At 55.1% G+C, this 13,300-nt stretch carries 17 protein-coding genes; 4 read left to right on the top strand and 13 right to left on the bottom strand.

Going from position 1 to position 13,300, the window contains the following annotated elements; translation table 11 throughout:
* Positions 1–39: 39 nt before the first annotated feature.
* Together B5E42_RS16965 and B5E42_RS16960 are read right to left on the bottom strand one after the other, a co-directional pair.
* Positions 40–330, bottom strand: coding sequence for a type II toxin-antitoxin system YafQ family toxin (locus B5E42_RS16965; protein ID WP_087241831.1), 291 nt, complete (start codon positions 328–330; stop codon positions 40–42).
* Positions 327–605 carry a type II toxin-antitoxin system RelB/DinJ family antitoxin gene (locus B5E42_RS16960; RefSeq protein WP_087241829.1) on the bottom strand — a complete coding sequence of 93 codons (279 nt, stop codon included), beginning with the start codon at positions 603–605 and terminating at the stop codon, positions 327–329. The genes B5E42_RS16965 and B5E42_RS16960 overlap by 4 nt, the downstream gene beginning before the upstream one ends.
* A gap of 257 nt (positions 606–862) precedes the next feature.
* Between B5E42_RS16960 and B5E42_RS16955 the strand changes: the two genes are divergently transcribed.
* Complete coding sequence (locus B5E42_RS16955; RefSeq protein WP_087241827.1) at positions 863–1,042, top strand: hypothetical protein; 180 nt, start codon at positions 863–865, stop codon at positions 1,040–1,042.
* A 496-nt stretch (positions 1,043–1,538) separates the two neighbouring features.
* Here the strand turns inward: B5E42_RS16955 and B5E42_RS16945 are convergent, their stop codons facing one another.
* The 9 genes from B5E42_RS16945 to B5E42_RS16910 form a co-directional block, all read right to left on the bottom strand.
* A complete protein-coding gene (locus B5E42_RS16945) occupies positions 1,539–2,096 on the bottom strand; it encodes a recombinase family protein (protein WP_087241823.1) in 558 nt (185 codons plus the stop codon).
* Positions 2,093–2,368, bottom strand: coding sequence for a DUF6809 family protein (locus tag B5E42_RS16940; protein WP_087241821.1), 276 nt, complete (start codon positions 2,366–2,368; stop codon positions 2,093–2,095). The genes B5E42_RS16945 and B5E42_RS16940 overlap by 4 nt, the downstream gene beginning before the upstream one ends.
* Positions 2,369–2,495: 127 nt before the next feature.
* Entirely contained in the window at positions 2,496–2,864 is a 369-nt protein-coding gene (locus tag B5E42_RS16935; RefSeq protein WP_087241819.1) for a DUF3846 domain-containing protein, read from the bottom strand.
* A complete protein-coding gene (locus tag B5E42_RS16930) occupies positions 2,852–3,799 on the bottom strand; it encodes a class II glutamine amidotransferase (RefSeq protein ID WP_087241817.1) in 948 nt (315 codons plus the stop codon). Before B5E42_RS16930 ends, B5E42_RS16935 begins: the two co-directional genes overlap by 13 nt.
* A complete protein-coding gene (locus tag B5E42_RS16925; protein ID WP_242967205.1) occupies positions 3,799–4,920 on the bottom strand; it encodes an amidoligase family protein in 1,122 nt (373 codons plus the stop codon). Before B5E42_RS16925 ends, B5E42_RS16930 begins: the two co-directional genes overlap by 1 nt.
* Positions 4,921–5,148: 228 nt before the next feature.
* Positions 5,149–6,690 carry a recombinase family protein gene (locus B5E42_RS16920; RefSeq protein WP_087241813.1) on the bottom strand — a complete coding sequence of 514 codons (1,542 nt, stop codon included), beginning with the start codon at positions 6,688–6,690 and terminating at the stop codon, positions 5,149–5,151.
* Positions 6,691–6,730: 40 nt separating this feature from the next.
* Positions 6,731–6,856: a hypothetical protein gene (locus B5E42_RS19920; RefSeq protein ID WP_255397047.1), complete on the bottom strand. Its 126-nt coding sequence runs from the start codon at positions 6,854–6,856 to the stop codon at positions 6,731–6,733.
* Between the two features lie 107 nt (positions 6,857–6,963).
* Positions 6,964–7,452: a relaxase/mobilization nuclease domain-containing protein gene (locus B5E42_RS16915; protein ID WP_087241811.1), complete on the bottom strand. Its 489-nt coding sequence runs from the start codon at positions 7,450–7,452 to the stop codon at positions 6,964–6,966.
* Positions 7,434–7,709, bottom strand: coding sequence for a hypothetical protein (locus B5E42_RS16910; protein ID WP_087241810.1), 276 nt, complete (start codon positions 7,707–7,709; stop codon positions 7,434–7,436). The genes B5E42_RS16915 and B5E42_RS16910 overlap by 19 nt, the downstream gene beginning before the upstream one ends.
* 328 nt (positions 7,710–8,037) lie before the next feature.
* Here B5E42_RS16910 and B5E42_RS16905 point away from each other — a divergent pair, with 328 nt between their 5' ends.
* Entirely contained in the window at positions 8,038–9,843 is a 1,806-nt protein-coding gene (locus B5E42_RS16905; protein WP_087241808.1) for a hypothetical protein, read from the top strand.
* Here the strand turns inward: B5E42_RS16905 and B5E42_RS16900 are convergent.
* On the bottom strand, positions 9,840–10,070 hold the full coding sequence (locus B5E42_RS16900) for a helix-turn-helix domain-containing protein (RefSeq protein ID WP_141242564.1): 231 nt from the start codon (positions 10,068–10,070) through the stop codon (positions 9,840–9,842). The two genes, B5E42_RS16905 and B5E42_RS16900, sit on opposite strands and share 4 nt — an antisense overlap.
* A gap of 550 nt (positions 10,071–10,620) precedes the next feature.
* Complete coding sequence (locus B5E42_RS16895; protein ID WP_087241806.1) at positions 10,621–10,854, bottom strand: helix-turn-helix transcriptional regulator; 234 nt, start codon at positions 10,852–10,854, stop codon at positions 10,621–10,623.
* A 124-nt stretch (positions 10,855–10,978) separates the two neighbouring features.
* On the opposite strand from B5E42_RS16895, the gene B5E42_RS16890 reads away from it, so the two are divergent.
* Positions 10,979–11,911: a WYL domain-containing protein gene (locus B5E42_RS16890; RefSeq protein ID WP_242967204.1), complete on the top strand. Its 933-nt coding sequence runs from the start codon at positions 10,979–10,981 to the stop codon at positions 11,909–11,911.
* 4 nt (positions 11,912–11,915) lie between these two features.
* Entirely contained in the window at positions 11,916–13,283 is a 1,368-nt protein-coding gene (locus B5E42_RS16885; RefSeq protein WP_087241802.1) for a hypothetical protein, read from the top strand.
* Positions 13,284–13,300 lie beyond the last annotated feature (17 nt).

The raw sequence follows: 13,300 nt of genomic DNA, 5'->3' as shown, positions 1-13,300 counted from the left end.
AAACCGCCGTACAGGTTTCCCCATACAGCGGCAGACGGTTTATTTGCCGAACAAGTCGCTGTGCGACCCGGTACGGGCCAGCGTTAGCACCAGCACATCATCCTCGATACGGTAAATGAGCAGCCAGCCTGGGAGAATGTGACATTCCCGATGGCCCACCCAATCGCCGGACAGATCGTGATCGCGATTCTTCTCCGGCAGCGGTTCGCCCATCGCCAGCAGCGCCACGACCTGCTCCAGCAGTTCGATTTTCAGGCCGCGCTTGATTGCCCGTTTGTAGTCCTTCTTAAAGCCGGTTGTGTACTTGACGGTGTACTTTGTTTTCCTCATTTTTTCAGGTCGGCAAACAACTCGTCAAGGTCCTGGTAGCCCTTTACAGACGGATCTTTTGCAATCCTTTCCGCTTCCAGCATGGCAGCAATTGTTTCCTTGTTGGGCTGTTCCAGCTTCACTTCAAAGGGAATGCCGCCCTCACGAAGCGACTGGCGCACGAAGATGTTGAACGCCGTGGATAAATTCATGCCGAGTTCCGCAAACAGGGCGTCGGCCTGTGCCTTCAAATCCGTGTCCATGCGGATGCTGATGTTTGTAGTATTTCCAGCCATATCATCAACCCCTTTCTGTTGGCACTTTTAGTATATTCCATTTGCACGAAGAAAACAATATTTTGCACGAATATTTAACAGTAAATTTATTGAAGGAGGTCGCTGTATGAAGCAGATTATTTTACCCGTCACTGTCCACTTGAAATATTCACCTGCTCCTTGCCCTCTTGCAGCCAGAACCGGCAGACGCGCCCACCGGCCCGGAGCCGGAGACCCATGCCTGCCAGGGCTGCGGCAACTGCGGCGGGTGATGAGCGGTGTGGGCAACGACCTCCTATGCGGACATCTCCGCCTTGGCACTGGAGGGCGTGACCTGGGCTGTGAATGCCGGTCTGCTTAACGGCAAGGGCAACGGCATCCTCATCCCCATCGGCAATGCCACCCGCGTAGAAGTGGCACAAATCCTGATGGACTTCTGCGAGAATATCGTGGAGTAAAGAGAGTACAGAGTTAACCATCAAGAGGGCGCTCCAGCTGGAGCGTCCCCTTTTTGATGATAGGGATCTTGCGTGATTCTGCGGGACATAGGCGTACCTCTGTGTAGGAACCTGCCGCCGGCATAAGGCACAGGAAATCTCTGCTCACATCCTTCTGTCTGCAAACCGTTTTGACAAACTCCAGCAGCTCTGATGACAGCATGGGATGTCGCTCCTATTTTGATTTACAAACGGCTTAGCAACTTTTCTTTGCAAACGCAATCGGATTTTGTAAAAAAGAAGTTGAATTTTCAAAATAAGTCGGGAGGGATTACGGTTCAGGCCGTAATCCCTCCCTTCGTCTCCAGAAGCCACAGCTCGATCAGCTTCCCATAGCGGAGCAGCACCTCCACCCAGGGCTGGTGCAGTGGGTTGGATTCCCCGGTCTGGGAGAACTGTTCCAGCTGGACATAGAGGGCCTTCTATAAAGCCCAGAATACGTAAACCAGAGATACACTTACATTCTTTTGACTGCCCGGTAGAGCGTGGTCCTCCTGATGCCGGTCAGCTCTTCGATCTCCGCCATGGTGTGCTTTCCGGCCGCGTAGAGCTTCAACGCCTGCTGGAGCTTATGCTGGTCGCACCTGGGCCTTCCACCCTTCCTACCGCGGGCCCTAGCTGCTCTCAGGCCCTCACGGGTGCGTTCTGCGATCACATCCCGCTCAAACTGGGCCAAGGCGGACATGAGGGTGAACAGCAGCTTGCCGGTGGGCGTGCTGGTGTCGATCTGCTCCTTGAGGCTGACCAGCTGTACGCCTTTTTCCCTCACCAGTTCCACCAGCTCGATCAGATCCTTGGTGCTCCTACCCAGCCGGGACAGTGATTCCACAATGACCGTATCCCCCGGCGCTATGTGGGAGAGCAGCTTGTTCAGCTCCGGCCTGTCCCGCTTGGTGCCGGTCATCTTCTCCTGGAAGATGATTTCCGCCCCCTGCTGGCGGAGCATATCCAGCTGCCGCTCCAGGTTCTGGTCTGTGGTGGATACCCTGGCATAGCCGATCTTTTGATGGTTCACAGCTTCATCCCTCCCCGCAGGAGCTCCAGGATGATGCGGACGGCCAGGTAGAAGCCCCGGTCGAACTCCATCCGCCGCTCCCACTCGTGGTAGCTGTCCTGCCTGTCCAGAAACGTCTGCCACTTCTCCCGGAGCTCCTGGGGGATGCGGACGTTTATATCTTCCCTGGCATCGATCACCCTCTCCCCCGCCTCGGCGTACTGGTACGCCTCCTCCTGCTCCATGGGGATGTTTAACTCGCTCTCAAAGAGCCACTTCAAAATGGATTCCATATTGCTTCCTCCAGTTTCAAAAAGGTATGGGTATTGCGGCATAGATTTTGGTACGGGTTTTGGGACGAAAACAGGGGCCGGAGAGGGTGATTTTAATCCCTTTCGGCCCCTGTTCCAAAAACCTTCGTTATTGATCCGGCAGGCAGAGGATACGTCCGCCGATGTTGAGGAACAGCTCCGGGCGGGCAAACCGCTTTTCATAGCGCGCGGCCTGCTCCTCGGTCAGGCTCTCCAGCGTGTCGCTGTCCGGCGGGGCTCCGCACAGGAAGAAGGCGCCGCACACGATGTCATAGATTCTGCCGTCCGCGTCCCGCAGAGCTCTATTGAGCGGCAGACCCAGCAGCTTCCCCTCCTCGCTGCACACCAGGGCCACCGGTTCGCCAAAGGGATAGAGGATCTGGATGGAACCGCCCACGACTTTCTGCATCTCCTCCAGACGGTGGTTCAACTCCAGACGCCGGGGCACTTTCCCTGGTTCAATCATCAGTACAAACATGTCAGATCCTCCCCTCCACAGTCATACAGCATCTCCTCGATCTCGTCGATAGTCCAGCCGTCGGCCAGCATGGCGTCGATTTCCTCCCCACCATAGCCGAAGGATGCCGCGATATTTTTCAGTTGCCGCAGATACTGACGCTCCACCCGGCTGGCATGAGGCACACACAAGCGGGCTCCCCTCCGGTTGAAATACCAACCTGAAAAACAGATGCCCTCCCAGGCAAAGTGTTCAGACAGGCGGGCCCCATCCGGTGTGATCCAGAGGATCTCTCCACCGTCCACCGTGATCTTTTTAGAGGGCTCCCGGTTCAGCCAGAGGTCGTTCAGGGCCATCCTCAGAATGGCCTCTGTGGACGCATAGACATACAGCCCCAGAGATGGGAACTGGAGCAGGCAGAGCGGATTGTCCCCCTTGACAAAGTAGAAGTTGTCCTGCTCGTCCAGCACCGTGAACACAAAAGAGCCCTCCACCGCCTCCGCCATGGTTTTCAGGCTGGCCGGTGTGAGGGCTCCTTGCTGTTCAATGAGCTGGACAGCTATATAGCTGTCCGTCTCGATGTTGGTTCTGGGCAGTTTCTTTTCTTGCCGGAGGACGTGATCATTATACAGAACTCCGTTATGGGCCAGGGCAAACTTGGTGCCGGGCACCTTCCCGGCAAAGGGATGGTTGTTCCGGTTGAATTTTGCCTTTCCCTGAGTGGTCATGCGGCTGTGGCCCATAACGACATAGGCATCCTCCGGGATAAAGAGGTTCAGCTTGTGGGCTGGTCCGGGGCGCTTGCAGATGTGGAGACTGCCGCCGGAGTTGTAGGCCACCCCCGCGGCGTCGGTGCCTCTGGCCTCACTCTCCACCGCCAGGGCACGCATCAGCTGCCCCTTCTGTCGTCCTGTGAGGCGGTGGCTATAATCAATCAGTCCAAACAGGCAGCACATCAGTCCTCCACCCCCGCTTCCACCGGCTCGTTCACATAGAGCCGCCGCTCCTTGAGGTATTGAACCAGCTCCGGGAACCTCTCCGTCGGAATACCGGCCACAAAGGAGGTCCAGGGCACGGTCTTCAACTCCTCGTCCGTGAGGCAGACCGCCAGATCGCAGATGCGATCCAGCAGCTCCAGGGTGGCAAGGATGGTGTTTGCCTTCAGCGTCCCACGGAACATACGGAACTCCACAGTGGCGGCATTCTGGAGGTTGACGCAGGTATAGCGGCCTCCGTGGTAGCCCTTCTTGGCGAAGTCCAGGATCTCCATGGGCTGTTCCTTGTAACCATAGCGGGCCGCCCACCGCTCCAGCTGCCTGGGCGTTCTCCGGCTGAATTTCAACAGCTCCTCCCAGTGCTTCTCAAAGAAGTAGAGCACCCGGGCGATGGCCTCGTCCGGGGTCCGCTCTGAGGCCCCAAAGGCTTTGCGGCTCACGTGGACGTGGAGGCCGCAGGTGGTGGCCCGGTGGCTGAGGTAGCCCAGGGAGACCGCCCTTTGGCACAGCTCCGCCCATGGAACCTTGTGAAGGTGGCAATCCAGGGACAGGGGGTGTGTCACCAGCTCCATGCCGTCGTTCAGGGAACCGTCGTGCTTGATGTAGAAAAATTCCGCGTCTCGATTGGCGACCTCCATCAGCGAGCGGGCGTTGCCCTTTACCTCGCCGCCTCCGTCGATCTCCAGCTCCACGCCAAAAAACCGGGGCCCCTCTCCGCAGAAGATAGGCTCCGGCTTGTAGTAGTAGTCGTGGATGGGATTGTCCTTGTACCGCTCCTGGTAGCAGGCCACACAGTAGGGGTATTCGTCGTAATCGTCGTCCTCGGCATAGTAGGCGCTGGACTCGTGCAGCAGCGTCCCACAGCGGCAGCAGTGGGTGTAGTGGTCGTCAAAGCAGCTCTGGCACAGAGGCGTGTCCGAGCTGCCGGCGTTGTCCTCCGACCAGATACGCTCCCCACAGTGTTCGCAGGTCAGGGTGCGCTCGTCCAGGCAGTGCGGGCAGAGCTCCAGGCCGTCAAAGGAGTGCAGTTCTTCGGCCGGACAGGGCTCATCGCACAGTCCGCAGGTTCTTTGTTCACGCATAGTCATTACCTCCATGATTTTTCACCCCGCTTACATTCGGGATATTCATGAAGATAATATTTAGACGAAATTTTCAAAAATGCACAGGGATAACACAAAAGATTGCGGCCTGAAACCGAATGTGCTATATTTGAAGGCGAAATCTGTGTAGTATGCGGACAAAAAATGAAGAACGCAAACTGACGGAAGGCAGGGGGACGGCAGCTGCTGATCCTGCAAACTGCCGTCCTATGCCTCCAGAAGCCCCAGTTCATTGGAGAAGGTATATGTAATCTCAATGTGTCCATCCCCAAAGACCCGGATCTGCTTGATGGTCTCCGCCACGGTGACGCGATCCAGCTCGGTCAGCTTCCCGTAGCGGAGCAGTGCCTCCACCCAGGGGTGGTGCAGCGGGTCGGACCCCCCGGCCTGGGCGAGCTGCTCCAGCTGAGCGTTGAGCGTTTTCTCCTGGCGCTCATAGTCCTCCCGGTAACGGAGATAGTCCTCCCGGCCCAGCAGGCCGTCCTGGTAGTCCTCATAGGCGCGCTTTTTGCGTTCCCGTATCCGCTCCAGACTGATCTCCAGCCGGCTTTGCTCCGCCTGAAAATTCCGCTGGGGGCACTCCGCCCGCTCGTCGGCCAGCTTCTTCCAGTCCTGGACGGCGGCGATGATGCGATTGAGATCCGCCAACACGATCTCCTCCAGCACCTTGTGGGAGATGCTGTGCTTGCTGCACACGGTGGGGCCATAGCGCTTGTAGGAGCCGCAGCTGTAATAGATGCCGCCGGCGCTCCGGGTCTTGACCATGGCCCGCCCGCAGTCGCCGCAGCGGAGGAAGCCGGCGAAGGGGCTCTGGTTCTGTTCAAAATTCAACTGGCGGGTCCGCTTGCCCAGCAGTTCCTGCACCCGCTCCCACTGGGCACGGTCAATGATGGCCTCGTGGGTGTGGGGAACCACCGTCCAGTCTGCCCGCGCCTTCTGTTTTGCTTTGCCGTGCATGGTGGGGCGTAAGGCGCGCCCCTGTTCCATATCCCCCACGTACATCTGGTTTTGCAGGATGCGGTGGACCGTGGCGTAGGTCCAGTAGGTGGCCTGTCCCAGCCGCCGGCCGTTGTGGTAGCGCTCACCGGAGAGCCGCTTGTACTCACTGGGGCTGGGAACCCCCTCCGCATTGAGCAGCTTGGCGATCCTGACTTTTCCCTCGCCCTGCTCAAAGAGGTCGAAGATCCGCTGTACCACCTGGGCCGCCGGAGGGTCAATCAACAAATGGTTGTGGTTGTCCGGGTCCTTCTGGTATCCGTAGCTGGCGAAGGCCCCCACAAACTCACCCCGCCGCTGCTTGGTGTGGATGGCGGAGCGCACCTTGTCCGAGATGTCCCGGGCGTACTGGGTGTTGAACAGGTTCTTCATGGGCAGTAGCATATCATAGCGCCCCCGCTCGCTGTCCACGTGGTCGTTGACGGCGATGAAGCGCACCCCCAGTGCGGGAAAAACCTTCTCCAGATAGCGTCCCACCTCGATGTAGTCCCGGCCGAAGCGGGACAGATCCTTCACCAGCACACAGTTGACCTTCCCTTGATGGATGTCCTCCTCCATGCGGCGGAAGGCGGGGCGGTCAAAGTTGGTGCCGGTATAGCCGTCGTCCGCATAGTAGTCCGCCAGTTCCAGCTCCGGATGCTCCGCCAGATACTGCTCCAGCTGCTTGTGCTGGTTGGCAATGCTGTCGCTCTCTACCTTGTCGCCGTCCTCCCGGGACAGGCGCAGATACGCCGCTGTCTTCCAGGTTTCCATGACCGCCCACCTCCTTTCCGTCGCAGTTATGTATCAAAGGTTACTTGCTGTGGGCCTGAATCAGTGCCCGGAGCAGATCTTCCGGAGTCTTGTCACCGTCAAAGCAGCGGGATACCCGCCAAGTAAATTGCAAATTCGTCTGCTGTGGATGTGCGGCTGTCTTCATAGTGAACCTTCCTTTCTGAGTGCATTCTCTAAAATAATATGTGGTTGTAGCCGGAGTATATTCGGTAATGACATACGAGGATCTATGAAAATCGACCAATGAGAAAATTACTCTGTTTCGCCTTTCGCAGCAATGGTGTGGATGCCATGCTCCTCGGTGACGGTGTTGATATACTTGAGGTTAGCATAGTAATCCTGTTTGGTCCCATAGTACTTGCGGCCAGTTCGGTAATTGGTGGAGTTCATCAGGAAATGGATATGAAGATGAGGTTTGTCCTCATGGATTGCACCTATCAGTTGGTAACGGGGATCGTAGAATTTCATGATCTTCTGTGCGACCACCTTTGCAGTCTGGAAATCCATCTGTTCTTCCGAGTCAAAGCTGAGGACGGTGTGTCTCAGCTTAACTCCATTCTCTTTATGATAGGCGGCGGTGACTGCTTCCATGGCAAGCTCCGCCACCTCGGGGAGCACCGCGGCGCCAATGACACCGCCGGGCCTGACCTTTTGTGGAGATGTCACATAGCGTATCAGATCCGCGTAAGTTCCATCGTCGTGGTACTTTTGGGGGCCATGGATCACTCTAAAAGTCGCCATAGTTCGGCCACCTCCTTTTCAATGTCCGCCCGCAGCGCCTCGCCGGAAATTTCCCCGGTCAGCCTGCACAGATTACAGAGTGCCGCAACCGTGTTCTGACGTTCTTTTCCGGTGAGTTGTGGTTTTTCCTGATCGAGTAGCCTGTGCCTGACGTAGACGGAGACACAGCTGCCAAAGTCAGCTGCGGCATGTTCAACTGCTAATTTCTCGTCGTCGGAAACGAGTATTCTTAAGGTATAAATTCTTGAACTTCCCATATAAAAAACTCCTTTAGATAGATTTATGGGGTCTACATTACGCCAGGGGAACAACTCATGGCCATGTAAGAGCCAATCGTGTTCACCCAGGGTCCCCGTTAAGACGCTGTACTATGCTCATGAAAAAGTAAACACCGTTCGTTTGAGGCAGTTGTATCACCGGACATAGGGTGCGTATGATATGCTCTGTCCCCGGAGGTCTGATTTTTTATGGCAAGGAGATGCGTCCATTTTAAGATTTACGTGAGACGGCGCTTCAACTTTTAATAATAAGATTTGGTTGAAATGAAAATATAATATAAAAAATTTTTGTGGTTTGGTGGTTCTTATGCGGGCGCTGGAAAAGCAACTTCAATGTAGAGATATCATCCGGAATATACAGGAGGATCATGTAGAGAAAGATGCCGAGGCCAGATTGAACGCAGCGAAATTTGACCAACTCACCTATGCAGCCAAACAGGCGGCAAAGCAGGTTGGGCTTGCGTTCCGTGCCGGCTGCCTCCAAAGCCGGAACAACAAGCAGAAGTGCAGGTATTTCTTTATCCCTGGAAGCGAGTCTGATTATATGGAAAATGGGAAAAACGGAAAGTTCCCATTCCTGAAAGGCCTTTGGATTTTTACAGCAAAACCGATTGCGGGCGGGAAAGGGGAGGAGAGATATTACAAGGTGGAATGTGTTTTGTACACGGATAATACCATCACCTCCTATGAGGAGCTCGCGGAATATTTTTATAAGGCCCGAAACCGAGCGGGTCAGAAAGGGAACGATGAAATTACGCTTCCACGGCAGAAGCTGGAGGAGTTCTTTGCGTGCTATATCGATGAATTAAGCCGATGCGGTGTTCTTTCCAAAGCGCGTGGGGAAATAGTCACTGGCTGGGCAAGGGGTCACGACGGGCGATTTTGTTGTATTTGGGCTTTGAGGCCGGAGTTGAACCCCGGGAGAGATATGGATGATCTGCTGCCCATCCGGCAATATCCAACGGATGGCATCTGGTTTGCGGCCACCGTATTTTCCCTGTGTAAGGCGCTTTTTACACTGTGCAAGTTGCCGCACAGCACGGACTTTGTGCTGCAGCTCCTTCTCGATACCAGCAAGGAATACGGCAAAGAGGATACACAAGGGCTGTGGGTGTTGGAACAGCAGGCGCATTACTGGTGTGACTTCCGGGACTGGATGAAGGAGATGGGGGAGGAGGAATGGGCTGAATATAGTAAATTCAGATGCCGCTATGACAGGCTGCCACCTATCGGCAGTTGGGCAAATTTGGGGTTTCCAACAGTCCTTTTCAACTTTAAAAAGCAGGAAGAGCCCTCTGATCCCATTGAATACCGAATCACCAAGGATGGTGAGCCGGTCATTGCCCTGAAAAAGGCGGACCTGGACTATCTCTGCAACGGATACGGGCTGTCGGTCCTCCTCCCGGCCCTGCCGCCTAAACGGAGCTATGCAAAAAAGCAGTGCCTGTCTCTCGATGTACCCTTGGAGAATTGCCAGGACCTATGCAGGAGATGGAATTGGGGTATTCCCCGCAAGGGACATGAAGCTGTCATGGAGTATTACCGCCTGTGCTTGCGGGCCATCGACAGCCAGCCGGCATCCAAGGTGAAAAAAGGGCTCCGAGAAAGTTGCCAGAGAGCACTGGCTGACCTCGGCGCGGTCTCCGGCGAGGAGACCCGAAAGGACCAGCTGGCGTGCCTGTTAGGTACTCTGTATTTTCTGCGTACGACACTGGAGCAGAAAGGAGAAAAGGTAGAACGCCTGGAGAAACTCATTCAGGCGTTCTACCGGGAAATCGGCGGAGTAACCACGGCGCATTTTGCGGCATTTGTGAAGCAGCTGCTCCAGAATCCGGCCAAGCATGCAAATGTCCTATTTGGACAGGAACAGGACGGAATCTACCTGGTGTATCAGACCTACTGGGACGCATTCCAGGATTTCTGCCGCCGACAGGGCGTCCTGCTGAGCTGTTCAGCCAAAAAGTTTCGGGACAGCTGCCTGCTCCCAAACCGCTTGATTCAGCCGCAGTATACGCCGTCAAACGGCGGATATGCCCGCTATGATTACCGCAAAAAGCTCAATGGAAAAGAAGAGACAGTGCTCAAGGTGTCGCCTGACATCCTAAAATTCTAGCGCAGATTGTCATCGGGGACGCCCAGCATAAAGTACTCCAGGGCATCTCCGGAGATCCGCCAGCTCCGCCCGATGCGGATGCCCTGTAAGGCACCGGAGGCCAGCAGACGGTAGATGGTGTTCTTCCCAACGTGCAGGATGTCCATGGCCTCTGCCGGGGTCAGCATGACAGGGAGCCGCTCCAGCTTTTCCGATTCCAAAAGCGCAAGATCGTTCCTGTCCCACATTTCTTTCAAAACCTCCCTTTGGTTATTTAATCCCCTGTTGGGTTTTCCTGTCCCTTTTGTCCATATATTATATTCACGAGATGCCGGAAAGTACCGCCCGTTCAGCGCAGCAGTGGCTTTCCGGTATCTTTCTATTTTGGGGGAAAGGAGCGCAAACACATGCTGAAAACACTTCTCACTATGCTTCGGGCCCTGCTTATGGAGTTGCTGGACCAGCTGCTTCGGAAAGCCTGCGCCACAGTGGCGGGGTGAACCGGGTGAACTGCCGCAAAGAGGCGCTGGAAAAGCTGACAGCAGCAGTTCTGGCGGCGGCGGTGGCCCTGCTGTGCGCGGCCATCGATCACTTTATCGAAGCGCATGACTGAGCAGGCGCAGAAAAAGGCTGTCCCAAAAGTCTCCTGAGACTTTTGGGACAGCCTAAAATTTTCCCTGCGTAGTGCGCTTTTTTGTGTTGTTGGCCAGGCAGCCGCGACTTTTGACAATTTTCCGTGGAATTTTCCAGAGTGACAACAGATGTCCTCTTGATCTGCTACACTAGAGTCAGAATAGCTTATTCATCAAACAGAAGGAATTTGTAGGCCGGCACATCCAGTACCGAGGCGATGTCAAACAGCGTATCCAGGGAGACCGCCTTGCTGATATTGGGGGCCTCGATATGGCCAATGAAGGCGGGGGTGCGCTCCACCTTTTCCGCAAGCTGCTCCTGGGTCAGGCCCCGGAGCTTGCGGTAGTAGGCGATCTTCAGGCCGATCTGGCGGTATTCCGGTTCATATTCTGGCTTCATGCCATCACCTCGCTGTGATCTATGTTACCCAAGAAAGACAGCGATTGACATGACTTGATAATGAGATTATTATATCTATAAAATATAAAAAATTGACAGAAAGCGCATGAGGGAGGGGAGTGCTTTGGACTATCTGCCGGAGGCAAAGTCTGCTCGTCTGCTGGCGATCTATGCCCGCCTGCTCTCCGGAGAGGGGCTGAACCGGGTTGCCCTGGCCGGGGAATACGGGGTGGCTGTGCGGAGCATCCAGCGGGATATCGAGTCTCTGCGGTGCTTCCTGGCCGAGCAGCGGCTGCCCCAGGATGTGGTCTATGACCGCCGCGAGCGGGCCTACAAGCTGGTCAACAGTGTGCCGAGGGGGCTGAGCAACAGCGAAATCCTGGCGGTGTGCAAGATCCTGCTGGAGAGCCGCTCCATGCGGCGGGACGAGATGATGCCCATCCTGGACAAGCTGATCGACTGCTGCGTGCCGGAGGAGAGCAAGCGGGCCGTCACCGAGCTGATCGCCAATGAGAAGCACCACTATGTGGAGCCCCATCACGGGAAACACATCCTGGACGGTTTGTGGGAGATCGGTCAAGCGGTGAAGCACCGGCAGGTCATGGAGATCACCTACGAGCGTATGAAGGAGCCCAGGCTGGTGAGCCGGCGGGTTCAGCCGGTGGGGCTCATGTTCTCCGAGTACTATTTCTATCTAACGGCATTCCTGGAGGACAGGACAGACTTTGAGAACCCGGATGACCTCTTTCCCACCATCTACCGGTTGGACCGGATCAAGAGTTTTCAAGTGCTTAATGAACATTTCGTCGTACCCTACCGCGGCCGCTTTGAGGAGGGAGAGTTCCGCAAACGGGTGCAGTTCATGTACGGCGGAAAGCTCCAGACCGTGAAGTTTGTCTACACCGGGCCCTCCATTGAGTCGGTACTGGACCGCCTCCCCACGGCGGAGATCCTGGAGGAGCACGACGGAGCTTATACTGTCCAAGCTGAGGTGTTCGGCAAGGGGATTGAGATGTGGCTGAGGAGCCAGGGGGACTATATAGAAGGAGAGGGATAGCCGTATGAATACGACTCATTACACCCATACTGCCGATTGTGAGGGCCTTTGTGTTCAGTATGATTTGTGTTTTCCCGATAACCATGACCAGAAAGTGACTGAGTTCGAGACCGCCTATCATGAAACACTTGGAGAACTTGGGCGGCTTACAAACACCGCAGACGGTGTCGATTACGCCGTAGCGGCAGCAAGCGGGATCGTTGCCGGAATCATTGATGTACTTTGGGTCGGTGAATTTTCAATAGAACGCGCCAATCAGTGGGGCAATAAACAAGTGGAGAAATTTGTGGTCAAGGTAGCGCAAATGTGTGGATATGGCGGGGATGATTTGGCGGGAGCCGTAAAATATCTGGAAGAAAACTTCCCGATTGCCGCAGACAAGGCCACACATGCTTTTGGAGGGGGCTTCGCGCACCACCTCCGCGACTTTTCACACCACCCTACACCGGTTGGCTTAATTTTTTCTATGTTAACGCAATTTACTAGCAATGTTTATGGAACAGACGTTGCCGGACATTTTTTGGTCGTGCCATTGAAGGAGGAAAATGACCTTGTCCTGCTCGGAAAGAATCTTCCAGAAAAATTGATTTTTGGTGTCATTAACTGGGTTTTCCATATGGTCAGCGACATGGCCGGCTCCTATGGCTCCATTGTCGAGGGGAAGGTGGGGACAGGGCTTCCCGGGCCAATCGTCTCCTTGTTAAAAGAGATATCTGCCTTGCCGATATTCCGAAAGATGAATGAAAATGGTTATAAGGAGTTTTCGGTCTGGATCTCCAAGCTGTTTAACGGCACGCTGCTGGGCAGGCGGAATGCGAGCGGCAATGTGGTCGAACCCATCAAATTTGACCTGCGCACAGAAATAGGGGTCGCCCATGAGCTCGGACGGCAGGCGTTGCCGGTGGTTGTAAATGAGTGTGTTGTGAGAGCGTTCTATTTTATTCGGAGGCTGTTTAGCGAAATCAAGGAAAATGAGGTCAGGCGCATAGGTGACCTCCATAAGGTCAACTGGAAAAATACGCTCCCCATCAAAAACCGCACGATCGTCCGCATGCTGACCATTTCAACAGGGGTTATGGAAGTGATAGACCTGGCGGATGCCGCTGTCCGCTCCGGCGGAAATATCGGGATGTTTGTCCTCCGCGTCAATTATGTTGGAGTGGTCCGCTTTGCGGTAGCCGGATCTACGGATTGGATGATGGGCGTTAGAAAAGCCCGACTGGAACTGGCCATGGCCTCGGCCGAAACTGCGAAGACTGCGCAGGTGGCAATAACTATGATCCGCAGTGTTGAACGGCAAAAAGCCCAAACGCAGGAAAATCTGGACAGATTAACAGAAGAGGTCAACAAAACAGCCCAATTGAAGTTTTGAGGTGTGGGGAGGAGACA

The organism is Flavonifractor sp. An10 (assembly GCF_002161215.1).
GTDB classification, from domain to species: Bacteria; Bacillota; Clostridia; order Oscillospirales; family Oscillospiraceae; genus Flavonifractor; species Flavonifractor avistercoris.
Note: the sequence above shows the minus strand (reverse complement) of the source record. Positions and strands in the feature narration are given on the sequence as shown.